18 protein-coding genes are annotated in these 14,838 nt (G+C 72.5%); 8 read left to right on the top strand and 10 right to left on the bottom strand.

Annotation, left to right across the window (positions count from 1 at the left end):
• Positions 1 to 661, top strand: a 661-nt coding sequence (locus tag IPZ69_RS35485; protein WP_235458809.1) for an ABC transporter ATP-binding protein, incomplete at its 5' end; no start/stop codon positions are given.
• On the top strand, positions 658 to 1,344 hold the full coding sequence (locus IPZ69_RS35480) for an ABC transporter ATP-binding protein (RefSeq protein WP_235458808.1): 687 nt from the start codon (positions 658 to 660) through the stop codon (positions 1,342 to 1,344). The genes IPZ69_RS35485 and IPZ69_RS35480, both read left to right, overlap by 4 nt.
• A 61-nt stretch (positions 1,345 to 1,405) precedes the next feature.
• Here IPZ69_RS35480 and IPZ69_RS35475 read toward each other — a convergent pair whose 3' ends face one another.
• Positions 1,406 to 2,092, bottom strand: a complete 687-nt coding sequence (locus tag IPZ69_RS35475; protein ID WP_235458807.1) for a transglycosylase family protein — start codon at positions 2,090 to 2,092, stop codon at positions 1,406 to 1,408.
• Between the two features lie 538 nt (positions 2,093 to 2,630).
• Between IPZ69_RS35475 and IPZ69_RS35470 the strand changes: the two genes are divergently transcribed.
• Together IPZ69_RS35470 and IPZ69_RS35465 are read left to right on the top strand one after the other, a co-directional pair.
• Positions 2,631 to 3,416, top strand: a complete 786-nt coding sequence (locus IPZ69_RS35470; RefSeq protein WP_235458806.1) for a hypothetical protein — start codon at positions 2,631 to 2,633, stop codon at positions 3,414 to 3,416.
• Positions 3,417 to 3,499: 83 nt separating this feature from the next.
• Positions 3,500 to 3,892 (top strand): hypothetical protein, encoded by a 393-nt coding sequence (locus IPZ69_RS35465; RefSeq protein WP_235458805.1) that lies wholly within the window; start codon positions 3,500 to 3,502, stop codon positions 3,890 to 3,892.
• Between the two features lie 93 nt (positions 3,893 to 3,985).
• On the opposite strand, the gene der is transcribed toward IPZ69_RS35465, so the two are convergent.
• The 5 genes from der to aroH form a co-directional block, all read right to left on the bottom strand.
• On the bottom strand, positions 3,986 to 5,464 hold the full coding sequence (der, locus tag IPZ69_RS35460; protein ID WP_235458804.1) for a ribosome biogenesis GTPase Der: 1,479 nt from the start codon (positions 5,462 to 5,464) through the stop codon (positions 3,986 to 3,988).
• 73 nt (positions 5,465 to 5,537) lie between these two features.
• Entirely contained in the window at positions 5,538 to 6,191 is a 654-nt protein-coding gene (locus IPZ69_RS35455) for a lysophospholipid acyltransferase family protein (protein WP_235458803.1), read from the bottom strand.
• Positions 6,192 to 6,205: 14 nt separating this feature from the next.
• Positions 6,206 to 6,901: a (d)CMP kinase gene (gene cmk / locus IPZ69_RS35450; protein ID WP_235458802.1), complete on the bottom strand. Its 696-nt coding sequence runs from the start codon at positions 6,899 to 6,901 to the stop codon at positions 6,206 to 6,208.
• 133 nt (positions 6,902 to 7,034) lie between these two features.
• Positions 7,035 to 8,120, bottom strand: a complete 1,086-nt coding sequence (locus IPZ69_RS35445) for a prephenate dehydrogenase (protein WP_235458801.1) — start codon at positions 8,118 to 8,120, stop codon at positions 7,035 to 7,037.
• A complete protein-coding gene (gene aroH / locus IPZ69_RS35440) occupies positions 8,117 to 8,479 on the bottom strand; it encodes a chorismate mutase (protein WP_235458800.1) in 363 nt (120 codons plus the stop codon). Before aroH ends, IPZ69_RS35445 begins: the two co-directional genes overlap by 4 nt.
• A gap of 242 nt (positions 8,480 to 8,721) precedes the next feature.
• Here aroH and IPZ69_RS35435 point away from each other — a divergent pair, with 242 nt between their 5' ends.
• The 4 genes from IPZ69_RS35435 to IPZ69_RS35420 are packed head-to-tail and all read left to right on the top strand — an operon-like array spanning position 8,722 to position 11,226.
• Positions 8,722 to 9,381, top strand: coding sequence for a hypothetical protein (locus IPZ69_RS35435; protein ID WP_235458799.1), 660 nt, complete (start codon positions 8,722 to 8,724; stop codon positions 9,379 to 9,381).
• 22 nt (positions 9,382 to 9,403) lie between these two features.
• Positions 9,404 to 9,979, top strand: coding sequence for a DUF6529 family protein (locus IPZ69_RS35430; protein ID WP_235458798.1), 576 nt, complete (start codon positions 9,404 to 9,406; stop codon positions 9,977 to 9,979).
• Positions 9,980 to 9,995: 16 nt separating this feature from the next.
• Entirely contained in the window at positions 9,996 to 10,460 is a 465-nt protein-coding gene (locus tag IPZ69_RS35425; RefSeq protein ID WP_235458797.1) for a Rieske (2Fe-2S) protein, read from the top strand.
• A gap of 22 nt (positions 10,461 to 10,482) precedes the next feature.
• A complete protein-coding gene (locus IPZ69_RS35420; RefSeq protein ID WP_235458796.1) occupies positions 10,483 to 11,226 on the top strand; it encodes a nucleotidyltransferase domain-containing protein in 744 nt (247 codons plus the stop codon).
• On the opposite strand, the gene IPZ69_RS35415 is transcribed toward IPZ69_RS35420, so the two are convergent.
• The 4 genes from IPZ69_RS35415 to IPZ69_RS35400 form a co-directional block, all read right to left on the bottom strand.
• A complete protein-coding gene (locus IPZ69_RS35415) occupies positions 11,152 to 11,901 on the bottom strand; it encodes a nucleotidyltransferase domain-containing protein (protein WP_235458795.1) in 750 nt (249 codons plus the stop codon). The genes IPZ69_RS35420 and IPZ69_RS35415 overlap by 75 nt on opposite strands.
• 3 nt (positions 11,902 to 11,904) lie before the next feature.
• Complete coding sequence (locus tag IPZ69_RS35410) at positions 11,905 to 12,924, bottom strand: ADP-ribosylglycohydrolase family protein (protein ID WP_235458794.1); 1,020 nt, start codon at positions 12,922 to 12,924, stop codon at positions 11,905 to 11,907.
• Entirely contained in the window at positions 12,921 to 13,667 is a 747-nt protein-coding gene (locus IPZ69_RS35405; RefSeq protein WP_235458793.1) for an NUDIX hydrolase, read from the bottom strand. The genes IPZ69_RS35410 and IPZ69_RS35405 overlap by 4 nt, the downstream gene beginning before the upstream one ends.
• Positions 13,668 to 13,758: 91 nt before the next feature.
• Positions 13,759 to 14,832: a pseudouridine synthase gene (locus IPZ69_RS35400; RefSeq protein ID WP_235458792.1), complete on the bottom strand. Its 1,074-nt coding sequence runs from the start codon at positions 14,830 to 14,832 to the stop codon at positions 13,759 to 13,761.
• Between the last annotated feature and the right edge of the window lie 6 nt (positions 14,833 to 14,838).

The raw sequence follows: 14,838 nt of genomic DNA, 5'->3' as shown, positions 1-14,838 counted from the left end.
CGGTGGATTCACCGTGCTCGACGGTGTCGATCTCGATCTGTGGGCGGGGCAGGTCAGTGCCGTCGTCGGTCCCAACGGGGCCGGGAAGAGCACCCTGTTCCACTGTCTGGCGGGGACCCTGCGTCCCGCGCGCGGGCGGGTGGTGCTGGGCGGCCGGGACATCACGCGGCTCCCGGCGCACGCCCGCACCCGGCTCGGGATCGCGCGGACCTTCCAGCAGGTCGCCGTGTTCCCGTCGTTGACGGTGGAGGAGAACGTACGGGTGGGCGCCGAGCAGGCCCGGGTCGCCGAGCCGGGCGGCGCCGTCGAGCGGGCGTTGCGCCTGCTGGGGCTGGACGGGCCGGTACGGTCGCTGCCCGCCGCCGGGCTGCCCACCGGCACGCTGCGCCGGGTGGAGCTGGCCCGGGCGCTCGCGGGCGGCCCGCGCGTGCTGCTGCTCGACGAGCCCGCCGCGGGACTCGACAGCGCGGAGATCGACGCGCTGGCCCGGGTGCTGCGGGCGCTCGCCGCCGACGGCACCGCCCTGCTCGTCGTCGAGCACGACCTCGACCTGGTCGCCGGCCTCGCCGATGTCGTGCACGTGCTGACGGCGGGCCGTGTCGTCGCCTCCGGGCCGCCCGGCCGCGTCCTGGAGGGCCTCGGAACGGCGGCCGCCCCATGACCGGAACGAGCATCGCGTTGCGGCACGCGCGCGTGCGCTACGGCCCGTTGGAAGCCCTCCACGGCGTCACACTCGTCGCGCCCGGCCCGGGACTGACGGTCCTGCTCGGCCGCAACGGCTCCGGCCGGACGACCGCTCTGCGCGCACTGGCCGGAACCTTGCCGTTGTGCGGAGGCGCGGTGGCCTGGGACGGCGCCGACGTGACCCGTGCGCCCGCGCATGAACGGGCCCGGCGCGGTCTGCGCCTGGTGCCCGAGCGGCGGGCCGTGTTCGGGTCGCTGACGGTGCGGGAGAACCTGGAACTCGCGGGGCCCGTCACCGGCTTCGCCCTGGACGCCTATCCGCAGCTGCGCCCGCTGCTCGCCCGCCGTGCCGGCACGCTGTCCGGGGGCGAGCAGCGCATGCTGGCCCTCGCCCGTGCCCTGCCGGCCCACGCGCGCGTGCTGCTCGTCGACGAGCCCACACAGGGCATGGCGCCGTCGGTGGCGGCGCACACGTACGAGTTGCTGGCCGCGCTCGACGCCTGTGTCGTGATCGCCGAGCAGCGGCTGCCGCCGGTGCTGCGCGGCCGGCCGGCGTTCGTGTACGCGCTGCGCCGCGGGACGGTCGTCTTCGCCGGGGAGGCGGGTGAGTGGACGGGCTCGCCGGGCTCGCCGGGCTCCCCGGGGCGGCGCGGGGAATGACAGCGCCCCACCCGGTCGGCGGACCGGGTGGGGCGTGGTGTCCGGGTCAGAAGGATGCGGCTCAGAGTGCGAGGCGCTGCCCGGGCACGATCAGGTCGGGATCCGAGCCGATGACGGACTTGTTGGCGGCGTAGATCCGCTCCCAGGTGGTTCCGTGCCGGTCGGCGATGCCGCTCAGCGTGTCGCCCTGGCGGACGGTGTAGTGGTGGCCGGAAGAGGCCCGGGACGCGTCGCGGTTGGTGTGGCCCGCGGGGCGCTCCGCCGTCTTCGACGGCTTCGCGGGCGTCGCCTTCCTGGTCGTCACGGTCTTCGCGCTCTTCGCCGGCTTCGCGCTCTTCGTTGTCTCCGTGCCGCGTGTGCCGGAGGAGGCCGCCTCGGGTGCGGAGCCGTACGCTCCGGCCCGGGCCGAACAGACCGGCCAGGCGCCCCATCCCTGGGCGTGCTGAACCTTGGTGGCGACGGCGATCTGCTGCGACCTGGAGGCCTGGTCGGCGGTCGACGCGTAGGCCGAGCCGCCGTACGCGCGCCAGGTGCCGGCGGAGAACTGGAGCCCGCCGTAGTAGCCGTTGCCGGTGTTGATGTGCCAGTTGCCGCCGCTCTCGCACTGGGCGATGCGGTCCCACACTCCGTTGTCGGCGGCGTTGGCGTTGCCGCTCGTCGCCAGCAGACCCAGCGGGGCGAGCAGCGCGGCCCCGGCGAGGATCGCCGTCTTACGCGCCTTGCGGGTGGTATCGGCACACTCGGACATGTAAATCCCTCTCCACTGACCCGGGCTCCCCCAAGGCGGAGCGCACTCCCCGCGCAGGACCGCGGTTCGTCGCGCTCGCCCCGTCCGTCCGAGCCGCTGCTGTCGTGCTTGCCTGGTGCGCGGTCGGCGGACGTTCCCGAGCGGTGCAAGTTGCACACGGCCGATGAATGTAAGAAGCCGGGCGAGCCGGGATCAACCAACTCCTTGTCATTCCAGGCCAGTTAACAGTTACCCCGGGTAGCGGCTATTTTCGGACACCCATTTCATTCGCCGATTTCCTGATATGTCGACCAGCGACTCAAGCGGCGTGTGACTCACTTCACCGATCCAAGTACCTTGACTCTGCACGAAGTTGACGGAGAGTGGGCAATTCCGTACGACGGGTGACCCTGTGCGTTGGGTGGTTCGATTCCGTTCCCCTCGGGGCGTGACTCCCGCCACAGATCGCCCGTTGTCATCTTCATGAGCCCGGAACCCCCGGGGCTCATGGACCGGGAGCCACCCGGCCCTTCACGCACGCATCCCGAGGGAGCCACCCGTGCCGCGCATGCTCGACGTCAGCGACGCCGTACGCGCCGAGATCGGCGACGAAGAAGCCGACCGGCTGCTCGCCGGAGAGAACGCCCCGGGCAGTTACGACTGCACCTCCTGCCGCACCCCGGGCGACTCCGAGCAGGAGCGCACCAGCACCGTCCTGTTCATCGGGGACGAGACCGCCGTCCTCGCCTTCGCCCACGCCAGCTGCCTGCCCTCGCAGGTCGTCCAGGTCACCGAGGAGCAGTTGCAGGGCGCGGTGCGCTCCATCAGCGGCGACATCGCCTCCGGCGGGATGCCGAACAGGGCCGTGCCCGAGCAGGCCGTACTCGGCGTGACCAGCGGGCTCGTCCTGATCGCCGGGGAGTTGCACCCGGCGCTCGTCGTGGAGCCCACCTCGCCGATCGTGCGCCCGGGCACGACGGGCATCGGGGACGACTTCCTTCCGCTCCTCATCGAGCAGGGGTTCATGCCGGTGACGGAGCTGTCCTCGGTGCCCCCCGTGCTGCACGGCTGGTCGGTGCTGCTCGCCGTCGGGCAGCTGCACGCGGTGCTCCAGCCGAGCGCCAACGGGGGCCAGCCGGTCGCCTGGTGGCAGGCGCACCAGCCGCTGCAGGTGACGGACAGCTGGCGGGCCGCCGCCAACAAGCACCAGCAGGTGCTCATGTTCGCGGCCCCCGTGGGGTCCATCGGACGCCAGCCCCGGGAGGACCTGCTGCGCGACGCGCTGGACAAGGCCGCGGCGAACGGGAAGCTGGTCGCGGCGGCGATGCCGCTCGCGGGCACCTGAGGGAACCCGAGCAACCCCCGCGCGCCCCTGAAGGGGCGGCGCGCGCCCGCATCCCTTCCCGTGCCCGGTTCGTTTGGACATACGTGCACGCATACGACGTTCCCGGCCGCTCCCCCCTCCCGTCGATCCCGTCCGCCAGGGACCCCCAGGCCGGCCCATCGGCCACGCCTATCTACGACCGGCTCTACTCCGAGTGGGTCAAGTCCTTCCGCACGCTGCCGGGCGACCGCAGCGGCGAGGAGGATCTGGGCTTCACCGCCTTCGGGAGCATCCCGCACAGTACGGGCTCGTACGGCGGACACCGGCCGGGCACGTTCAGCAGCTCGTACAGCGCCTACCGGGCGGGCGCGTTCAGCGCCCGGAGCAACGGCGGGCAGCACCACGGGCAGTGGCAGCGGGTCGGACCGCTGACCCCGCACACCACGGGACTGCACCCCGTCGCGGCCCTGCCGCCCGGCCCGCGCCAGGGCGGCTGAGCCGCAGGGGGCGGCCGACCCGCACCGGGGGGTACGAAGCACGAGAGGGCGGCTCCGGGAAGGAGCCGCCCTCTTCGTCGTACCGCTGTCGCGTCACTTCTTCTTCGCGCCGCGCTTCTCGCGCACCCGCACCGAGATGTGGATCGGCGTGCCCTCGAAGCTGAACTCCTCGCGCAGCCGGCGCTCGATGAAGCGCCGGTAGCCCGCCTCGATGAAGCCGGAGGCGAACAGCACGAACCGCGGCGGCTTGGTGCCGGCCTGCGTGCCGAAGAGGATGCGCGGCTGCTTGCCGCCGCGGACCGGGTGCGGGTGGGCGGAGACCAGTTCGCCGAGGAAGGCGTTGAGACGGCCGGTCGGCACGCGCGTCTCCCAGCCCGCCAGAGCCGTCTCGATCGCCGGGACCAGCTTCTCCATGTGACGGCCGGTGCGCGCCGAGACGTTGACCCGCGGCGCCCAGGCGACCTGGCCGAGCTCGGTCTCGATCTCCCGCTCCAGGTAGTAGCGGCGCTCCTCGTCGAGGGTGTCCCACTTGTTGAAGGCCAGGACGACCGCGCGCCCCGCCTCCACGGCCATGGTGACGATGCGCTGGTCCTGGACCGAGATGTTCTCGGTGGCGTCGATCAGAATGACGGCCAGCTCGGCCTTCTCGACGGCGGCCGCGGTGCGCAGCGAGGCGTAGTAGTCGGCGCCCTGCTGGAGGTGGACGCGCTTACGGATGCCGGCGGTGTCGACGAACTTCCACGTCACGCCGCCCAGTTCGATCAGCTCGTCGACCGGGTCACGGGTCGTGCCCGCCAGCTCGTTGACGACGACGCGCTCCTCGCCGGCCACCTTGTTCAGCAGCGAGGACTTGCCGACGTTCGGGCGGCCGATCAGCGCGATGCGGCGCGGACCGCCGATCGCGGTGCCGAAGGACTGCGCGGGCGCCTGGGGCAGTGCCTCCAGGACGGCGTCCAGCATGTCGCCGGTGCCACGGCCGTGCAGGGCCGAGACCGGGTGCGGCTCGCCGAGGCCGAGGGACCACAGGTAGGAGGCGTCGGCCTCGCCGCTCGGGCCGTCGACCTTGTTGGCGCAGAGCACGACGGGCTTGCCGGCCTTGCGCAGCAGCCGTACGACCGCCTCGTCGGTGTCGGTGGCGCCGACCTTGGCGTCGACGACGAAGACGACCGCGTCGGCGGCCTCGATCGCGTACTCGGCCTGGGCGGCGACGGAGGCGTCGATGCCGAGGACGTCCTGCTCCCAGCCGCCGGTGTCGACGACCTTGAAGCGGCGGCCCGCCCACTCGGCCTCGTAGGTCACGCGGTCGCGGGTGACGCCCGGCTTGTCCTCGACGACCGCCTCACGGCGGCCGATGATCCGGTTCACGAGTGTCGACTTGCCGACATTCGGGCGGCCGACGACGGCGAGCACGGGCAGCGGACCGTGGCCCGCCGCCTCGATGGCGCCCTCGACGTCCTCCAGGTCGAAGCCCTCTTCGGCGGCGAGCTCCATGAACTCCGCGTACTCGGCGTCGCCGAGCGCCCCGTGCTCGTACTCGTGCTCCGAGCCGTCGGGCTGGATCTGGTCGTTCATGAAGTCCGTACCTCGTTCATCGTGGTGATCGGTGGATCCGCCCGGTACGGCCTGATCCACTACTCAGTGTCGCCTAGCGCCCGGTGAGACGCCTGGCGTTTTCCAGGTGCGCGGTGAGCTGCTTCTGGATGCGCTCGGTCGCCTCGTCCAGCGCCTTGCGCGTGCGGCGGCCGCTGCCGTCGCCCGCCTCGAAGGGGTCGCCGAAGACGACGTCGACGCGGGAGCGCAGCGGGGGCAGCGCCTTGATCAACCGGCCCCGTCGCTCGGCGCTTCCCAGGACGGCGACCGGCACGACCTGCGCGCCGCTGCGGACCGCGAAGTACGCGAGCCCGGCGCGCAGGGAGGCGAAGTCGCCCTCGCCCCGGGTGCCCTCCGGGAAGATGCCGAGCGCTCCCCCGTTCTGCAGGACGCCGAGCGCCCGGGTGATCGCGTTGCGGTCGGCGCTCGTGCGGTCCACCTGCAGCTGCCCGATGCCGGTCAGGAAGGAGCCCAGCGGACCGATGAACGCCTCCTTCTTGATCAGGAAGTGCACCGGCCGGGGCGCCACGCCCATGACCATCGGACCGTCGATGTTGTGGGAGTGGTTGACGGCGAAGATCACCGGGCCGTTCGCGGGCACCTTCCAGGCGCCGAGCACACGCGGCTTCCACAGCCCGTACATCAGGCCGACCCCGATACGCCGTCCGACCTCGGCTCCCCGCTCGGACGCGGTCTCGGACGGGGTCATGGACGCGGCTTCGTTCACTTCCCGGCTCGCCTCTCCTCGACAAGGGTGACCACGCACTCGATGACCTGCGGGAGCGTGAGGTCGGTGGTGTCCACCTCGACCGCGTCGTCCGCCTTGGCGAGCGGCGAGGTCTTACGGCTGGAGTCGGCCGCGTCGCGCTTGATCAGCGCCTCGCGGGTGGCGTGGATGTCCACGCCCTTGAGCTCGCCGCTGCGGCGGGCCGCACGGGCCTCCGGGGAGGCGGTCAGGAAGACCTTCAGGTCGGCGTCCGGCAGCACGGTCGTACCGATGTCACGGCCCTCGACGACGATGCCGGTCTCGGCGCCGGCGGCCAGCGAGCGCTGCAGCTCGGTGATCCGGGCGCGCACCTCGGGCACCGCGCTGACCGCGCTGACCTTGGAGGTGACCTCCTGGGTGCGGATCGGGGCGGCCACGTCGACGCCGTCGACCGTGATCGTCGGGTCGTTCGGGTCGGTGCCGGAGACGATCTCCGGCTTGCCCGCCACCGCCGCGACCGCGGAGGGGTCCGCCAGGTCGATGCCGTTGGTCACCATCCACCAGGTGATCGCCCGGTACTGGGCCCCGGTGTCCAGGTAGCTCAGGCCGAGCTGCGCGGCCACGGCCTTCGACGTGCTCGACTTGCCCGTGCCCGAGGGGCCGTCGATCGCGACAATGACGGGCTGGGCGGTCCGGGCGGCGCCGTTTTCCACGGGGGGACACCTTCCTGGTGCTGGATGGGTGGTGTGCGGGACACGAATGCGCCCCGCACAAGGTTACTGGCTCCCCGGAGACCCGATTACGGGCGGACGGCCCGACCCCGCGCCGGGCGGCGGCCCGGCGCGCTCACTGGCGGATGGCCCAGCCCCGCTCGCGCAGGGCCGCGGTCAGCACCGGCGCCGTCTTCGGCTCCACCATCAGCTGCACCAGACCGGCCTGCTGACCGGTCGCGTGCTCGATGCGTACGTCCTCGACGTTGATCCCGGCCCGTCCCGCGTCGGCGAAGATGCGGGCCAGCTGGCCTGGCTGGTCGTCGATGAGGACCGCGACCGTCTCGTAGGCGCGCGGAGCGGTGCCGTGCTTGCCCGGCACCCGGACCTGCCCGGCGTTCCCGCGCCGCAGCACGTCCTCGATCCCGGCGCTGCCCTCGCGGCGCTTGGTCTCGTCGGCGGACTGCAGGGCGCGCAGGGCGCGGACGGTCTCGTCGAGATCGGCGGAGACGTCGGCGAGGAGGTCGGCGACCGGCCCCGGGTTCGCCGACAGGATGTCGATCCACATCCCGGGGTCGGAGGCGGCGATCCGGGTCACGTCCCGGATGCCCTGGCCGCACAGCCGTACGGCCGTCTCCTCTGCCTTCTCCAGGCGGGCGGCGACCATGCTGGAGACCAGGTGGGGCATGTGGGAGACCAGGGCGACGGCGCGGTCGTGGGCGTCGGCGTCCATGACCACCGGCACCGCCCGGCAGTGCGAGACCAGCTCCAGGGCGAGGTTCAGCACCTCGGTGTCCGTGTCCCGGGTGGGCGTCAGCACCCAGGGGCGGCCCTCGAACAGGTCGCCGGTCGCGGCCAGCGGGCCGGACTTCTCGCGGCCCGACATGGGGTGGGTGCCGATGTACGCCGACAGGTCGAGGCCCTGGGCCTCCAGCTCGCGGCGCGGGCCGCCCTTGACGCTGGCCACGTCGAGGTATCCGCGGGCCACGCCGCGGCGCATGGCGTCGGTGAGGACCCCGGCCACGTGCGCGGGCGGGGCGGCGACGATCGCCAGGTCGACGGGGCCCTGAGGGGTCTCGTCCGTGCCGGCGCCCAGCGCGGCCGCCGTGCGGGCCTGCTCGGTGTCGTAGTCGGCGAGGTGGACGGCGACGCCCCGCTGGGACAGGGCGAGCGCGGCCGACGTACCGATGAGGCCGGTGCCGATGACGAGTGCGGTCCTCACTGGGCGATGTCCTTGCGCAGGGCGGCCGCGGCGCCGAGGTAGACGTGGGCGATGTCGGCGCGGGGCCGGTCCGACTCGATGTGCGCGAGGACGCGCACGACCCGGGGCATGGCGCCCTCGATGTCCAGCTCCTGGGCGCAGATCAGCGGTACGTCGACGATGCCGAGCTTGCGGGCGGCGGCCGCCGGGAAGTCGCTGTGCAGGTCGGGCGTGGCCGTGAACCAGATGCTGATCAGGTCGTCGGTGGTCAGCGAGTTCCGCTCCAGGATGGCGGTGAGCAGGGCCCCGACCTGCTCGTCCATGTGACCGGCCTCGTCCCGCTCCAGTTGGACGGCCCCCCGGACCGCTCGTACCACCACGGCGCTGCTCCTTGCTCAGATGCGTATCGGCTCTTGGTCGGTCCAGCCTAGTCAGGCCGCGCCCGGCCGGTGCGCGGCGCCCGCCCGCTGAGACAGGGCCGACGCGAGCGGCGAACCCTCTCAATCTCACCTACATCGCCCTATTCTGCTACTTGGTGTGAGAACACACCCGTGCGCCTCTTTACGCCGGGGCCGCCGTCCGCTCTGATGTCAGGCAAGCCCGCCTCGGGGGAGGCCGTCCCATGAAACGTCCCGGACCCTTGCTGACCCTGCTCGCGGGTCTGCTGTTCGGCCTGATCCTGCTGGCGCTCGACGCGACGACGGGGACGAGGAGCAGCACGTCCCCGTACCGGACGGAGTCGCCGAGCCCCTCACCGACGGCGGGCGTCGCGTCACCGACGCCGTCCGCCACGTCCGCTCCGCCGCGGGCAGCCGTGCCGAACGCCTCCTACGCGGGGCGCACCGACGACGACTCCGCGTCGGTGGCCGTGTCGGTCCGGGACCGGAAGGCCATCGCCTACTTCTGCGACGGGCACAGCAAGGAGTCGTGGCTGAAGGGCGACGTCGCGGACGACGGCAGCATGAAGCTGACCGGCGGCCAAGGCGCCGAGCTGAACGGCACGCTCGGCGAGGGCACGAGCATCCGCGGCACGGTCGACGTCGACGGCGGCCACTACGCCTTCACGGCCGACAAGGCGGTCAAGCCGTCGGGGCTGTACCGGGCGACGGCCACCGTGCGCGGCGCGAAGGTCGTCGGCGGCTGGATCGTGCTGGCCGACGGCCGCCAGGTCGGCATCGTCAGCCGCGACGGCAAGCCCGCGGCCGCTCCCCCCGTCGACCCCGGGACCGGCGCGGTCACGGTCGACGGCACCCGCCTGACGGCCCGCCCCGCGACCCCGTGACCCGAGCCCGAGGGAGCCGACCATGACCGTCGACCCGAACGCAGCCACCCAGGGCTTTCCTCCGCCCGAACCCCGCCCGAGCGCGGCCCGCTACCTCGTCCCGGCCCTGGTCGCCGCCGCGGTGTCGGTCGCCCTCGGCGTGTACGGCAAGGTCCACCAGCCGACGGGGATCGCCTTCAACCTCGCCGGGTTCAGCAGCGCGGCGGCCGTGAAGTCGTGGCTGGCCACCACCGCGCTCTTCTTCGCACTGGTCCAGGTCGTCTCGGCGCTGATGATGTACGGCAAATTGCCCGGTCCGTCCTGGGCGTCGGCGCTGCACCGCTGGTCGGGCCGCGTCGCGTTCCTGGTGGCGGTCCCGGTCGCGGTGCACTGCCTGTACGCGTTCGGCTATCAGACGTACGAAACGCGCGTTTTGTGGCACTCCATCCTGGGTTGCTTCTTCTTCGGTGCGTTCAGTGCCAAGATGCTGCTGCTCCGCTCGGAGCGGCTGCCCGGCTGGCTGCTGCCGTTCGTCGGCGGACTGGTGTTCGCCGCGCTCGTGGTGATCTGGCTGACGTCGGCCTTCTGGTTCTTCCGCACCTTCGGAGTGACAACGTGACGTTCGGAGTGACGACATGACCCACGCCCCCACACGGCGCACGGCTCTCGCGACGGGCGCCGCGGCGATCGCCGCGGGATGCGTCGGCTGCAGCGAGTACAACGACAACTCCTCCTCGTCCTCGGCGTCGCCCACGTCGCCCACCTCCCCCGCGGCGTCCCCGCCGGCCGCCTCGTCCCCGGGTGCCGCCGCCGGGCAGGCACTGACGACGACCAGCGAGATCCCGGTCGGCAGCGGCAAGATCTTCAAGGCTCAGAAGGTCGTGGTGACCCAGCCGACGGAGGGCGACTTCAAGGCCTTCTCGGCCATCTGCACCCACATGGGCTGCACCGTGAGCAAGATCGCCGACGGCACCATCGACTGCCCCTGCCACGGCAGCAAGTTCCACATCGCCGACGGCTCGGTGGCCCACGGTCCCGCGACGAGGCCGCTGCCCGCGGAGCAGATCACCGTGCAGGGAAATTCGATCCGCCTGGCGTGAGCCCCCGCGTACGCTCGCGGGCATGCACCCCGAGGACCTGGTACGCGACCACACGATCTACGCCTGCGTGATGGGTTCGCGCGCCTTCGGCCTGGCCACGGACGGCAGCGACACCGACCGGCGGGGCGTGTTCCTGGCCCCCACACCCCTGTTCTGGCGCTTCGAGAAGCCGCCCACGCATGTGGAGGGCCCGGCGGAGGAGCAGTTCAGCTGGGAGCTGGAACGCTTCTGCGAGCTGGCCCTGCGCGCGAACCCGAACATCCTGGAGTGCCTGCACTCGCCCCTGGTGGAGCACCTGGACGACACCGGCCGCGAACTGCTGTCCCTGCGCGGGGCGTTCCTCTCCCGGAAGGTGTACGACAGCTTCACGCGCTACGCCCTCGGCCAGCGCAAGAAGCTCGACGCCGACGTCCGTACCCACGGAGCCCCGCGCTGGAAGCACGCGATGCACCTGCTGCGGCTGCTGATGAGCGCCCGTGACCTGCTGCGCACGGGCGACCTGCGGATCGACGTCGGCGACCGGCGGGAGCCGCTGCTCGCGGTGAAGCGGGGCGAGGTGTCCTGGCCCGAGGTCGAGTCCTGGATGGTCCGCCTGGCGGCCGAGACCGAGGAGGCCGGCCACCGCACTCCCCTCCCGCCGGAACCGGACCGCCGGCGGGTCGAGGACTTCCTGATCCGCGTCCGCCGCGCCTCAGCCTGCCAGCCGGACGCGCACCACGAGGTCGTGCAGGGCGTCGTGGGCGGTGGGGGCGTCGGGCAGCACTGAGGCGGCCTGGGCCTCGTCGAGCAGGGCGTGCAGCCGCTCCACGTCGGCCTCCACGCGCGCGTGCGCGACCTCGGCGGCCCCGTGCTCCCGCTCCGCCTTCGCGGCTATCAGGTCGGGCAGATAGGTGGGGGCGTCCAGTTCGCCCACGAGCGTGGGCAGATGGGCCTGCACCTGGCCGCTGCGCATCAGGTGGACGCCGGTGAGCAGCACGCGGAAGGTGTACAGCAGCGGCTTGAGCTCGCCGGTCTTCTCGAACAGCCGCCACTGCGTCACCGCGAAGCCCCGGTAGTGGTGCGCGTGGTGGCTGGTGAGGACGCCGGGCGCCAGCGCGGCCAGCTCCCGGTGCGCGTCGGTGGAGTGCACGAGCAGCGGAGAGAGCAGCTGCTCCAGGACGTAGCCGTTGCGGCGCAGCAACAGCCGGGCGAACTTGCGCACGTCGTGGGTGACGAGGTCCATCTCGACGCCGTCGCGCACCCAGGTCCGCGTGCGCGTCTCCTCGGGTTCGCGCAGCCCCACCAGGTCGGCGGCGGGCAGCAGATGGACGCCCCGCAGGTCCAGGTCGGAGTCCTGCGAGGGGAAGCCGTAGAGGTGCGCGCCGGAGACGGTCGCGAACAGCAGGGGGTCCGGCTGTTCGGCGACCACGGGCGCCAGGTCCATGTCGAGATCGTCGATCATGGCCTAAGCGTCCCAGAGCGCTCCCAGGGTCAGCAGGTCGCCCCGGTACTCGATCCGGTCCGCCCAGTCGGCCGGCCAGGCGTCCTCGCCCAGGCAGGCGCCCGCGAAGGCCCCGGTGAGACAGGCGATGGAGTCGGAGTCGCCGGAGGTGCAGGCGGCCCGGCGCAGGGCCGTGACCGGTTCGTCGGGGAAGAGGAGGAAGCACAGCAGGCCGGTGGCCAGGGCCTCCTCGGCGATCCAGCCCTCGCCGGTGGCCAGGCACGGGTCGGTCTCCGGCGACACCGTGCGCACGGCCTCGTCGAGCCGGTCCAGGACCTGGAGGCACTCGTCCCAGCCGCGCGCGATGAAGTCCTCGGCCGAGGGGTCGTGCGAGCGGGTCCACAGGTCGCCGAGCCAGGTCTCGCGGTAGTGGGTGCGGTTCTCGACGGCGTACGAGCGGAGCCGGTCGACCAGTGCGGCGGGTTCGGTGCCCTGGGCGAGCAGCCGTACCGCGCGGGCGGTGAGGTCGGAGGCGGCGAGCGCGGTCGGATGTCCGTGGGTGAGCGCGGACTGCAACTGGGCGGCGCCCGAGCGCTGTTCGTCGCTGAGGCCGGGTGCGAGTCCGACGGGGGCCACGCGCATGTTGGCGCCGCAGCCCTTGGAGCCGATCTGGCTGGCGTCCTGCCAGGGCCGGGTCTCGTCCTTGAGCAGGTTGCACGCCGTCAGGCAGGTGCGTCCCGGGGCCCGGTTGTTCTCCGGCGACTGATACCAGTCCACGAACTCCTCGCGTACCGGCCGTGCCAGCCGCTTGGGCGCGAGCACCCCGCGGTCCATGGCGGTGCGCAGCCCGCGTCCCAGCGCCAGCGTCATCTGGGTGTCGTCGGAGACGAAGGGGCGCTTCGGCAGCTCCATCTCCCGCCAGGGCCCGCACTTGGCGAGGATCGAGGGCACGTCGTTGAACTCGGTCGGGAAGCCGAGCGCGTCCCCGAGGGCGAGGCCGATGAGCGCACCGGTGGCGGCGCGCTTGCGGACGGTCGTGGTCATGTGGGGCGTCCTTCCCGGGTCGGGCGGAGCAGGGGCGGGTGCAGGGCGGTGGCGGGGCCCGCGCGGTAGAGGGCGGCCGGTTTGCCGCGGCCGCCGGTCAGCCGGGCGCCGCCCGGGACCGGTTCGACGAAGCCGGGGGTGGCGAGCACCTTGCGCCGGAAGTTGGGCCGGTCCAGGGCGAGGCCCCACACCGTCTCGTAGACCTGCTGCAGCTCGCCCAGCGTGAATTCGGGAGGGCAGAAGGCGGTCGCGAGGCAGGTGGACTCCAGCTGGGCGCCGACCCGTTCATGGGCGTCGGCCAGGATCCGGTCGTGGTCGAAGGCGAGCGGCCGGGAGGAGTCGTACGGCAGCCAGCGCGCCTGGACGGCGTCGCCCCCGCCGCGCGGTTCGGGAGCGTCGGGCAGCAGGGCGGTGAAGGCGACCGACACGACCCGCATGCGCGGGTCGCGGCCGGGCTCGCTGTACGTCCGCGACTGCTCCAGGTGCAGCCCGGTGACGTCCGCCAGGCCGGTCTCCTCGGCGAGTTCCCGGCGGGCCGCCGTCTCCGCGGACTCGTCGGGCAGCACGAAGCCGCCGGGCAGCGCCCAGTGGCCGGCGTACGGCTCCTGTCCGCGCTCCACGAGCAGGACGTGCAGAGCACCCGCGCGAAGGGTGAGCACGGCGAGGTCGACCGTGACGGCGAAGGGTTCGTAGGCGTACTTGTCGTAGCCCGCGGGTCCGCGGGGTTCCTCCGGAGCCGACACGACCACCACCCCCTTTAATAGTCATCACGACTATAAAAGGGGGTGGTGGTCACCGCAAGGGGCGAGGGCGGTCGTGGCCGCTCTCAGCGGATCAGAGGTCGACTTCCTTCATCAGCATCCCGACCTCCGTGTTCGACAGGCGTCGCAGCCAGCCGGACTTCTGGTCGCCCAGGGTGATCGGGCCGAAGGAGGTGCGCACCAGCTTCTCGACCGGGAAGCCGGCCTCGGCGAGCATGCGGCGCACGATGTGCTTGCGGCCCTCGTGCAGCGTCACCTCGACGAGGTAGTTCTTGCCGGTCTGCTCGACGACCCGGAAGTGGTCCGCGCGCGCGTACCCGTCCTCCAGCTGGATGCCGTCCTTGAGGCGCTTGCCCAGGTCACGCGGGATCGGGCCCACGATGGCGGCGAGGTAGGTCTTCTTCACGCCGTACTTGGGGTGCGTGAGACGGTGCGCCAGCTCGCCGTGGTTGGTGAGCAGGATGACGCCCTCGGTCTCGGTGTCGAGCCGGCCGACGTGGAAGAGCCGGGTCTCGCGGTTGGTGACGTAGTCACCGAGGCACTGACGGCCCTCGGGGTCCTCCATGGTGGAGACGACACCGGCGGGCTTGTTCAGCGAGAAGAACTGGTACGACTGCGTCGCGACCGTCAGGCCGTCGACCTTGACCTCGTCCTTCTCCGGGTCGACGCGCTTGCCCTGCTCCAGGACGATCTCGCCGTTGACCTCGACCCGCGCCTGCTCGATGAGCTCCTCGCAGGCACGCCGGGAGCCGTAGCCCGCGCGCGCGAGGACCTTCTGCAGCCGCTCGCCCTCCTGCTCGGCGCCAGGGAAGGTCTTGGGCAAATTGACGTCCTTCTTGCCTGCGTAGCGCTCGCGGTTGCGCTCCTCCGCCCGGGTCTCGTACTCGCGCGAGCGCCCGGGGGCCGTACGGCCGCGCCCGTCGCCCTGCTGGGACTGCTTGGGCCCGCCCTTGGCACCGCCGCGGGCGGCGCCGCCGCGCCCGGACTTGGGGCCGTCCTGGGTGGCGCCGGGGCCCACGTCGTAGCGGCGCTCCTCGGGGCGGGGCTTGCGGGGACGGCCCTGCCCCTGCTTGTCGTCCCTGTTGTTGCCGGCACCGCGGTAGTTACCGCGTCCGCCACCGCTCTTGCCGCTGCCGCTGCTTCGCATCAAGTT

The organism is Streptomyces olivochromogenes (assembly GCF_021538895.1).
Lineage (GTDB): Bacteria > Actinomycetota > Actinomycetes > Streptomycetales > Streptomycetaceae > Streptomyces > Streptomyces olivochromogenes_A.
This window is presented reverse-complemented; position numbering and strand designations above follow the sequence as displayed.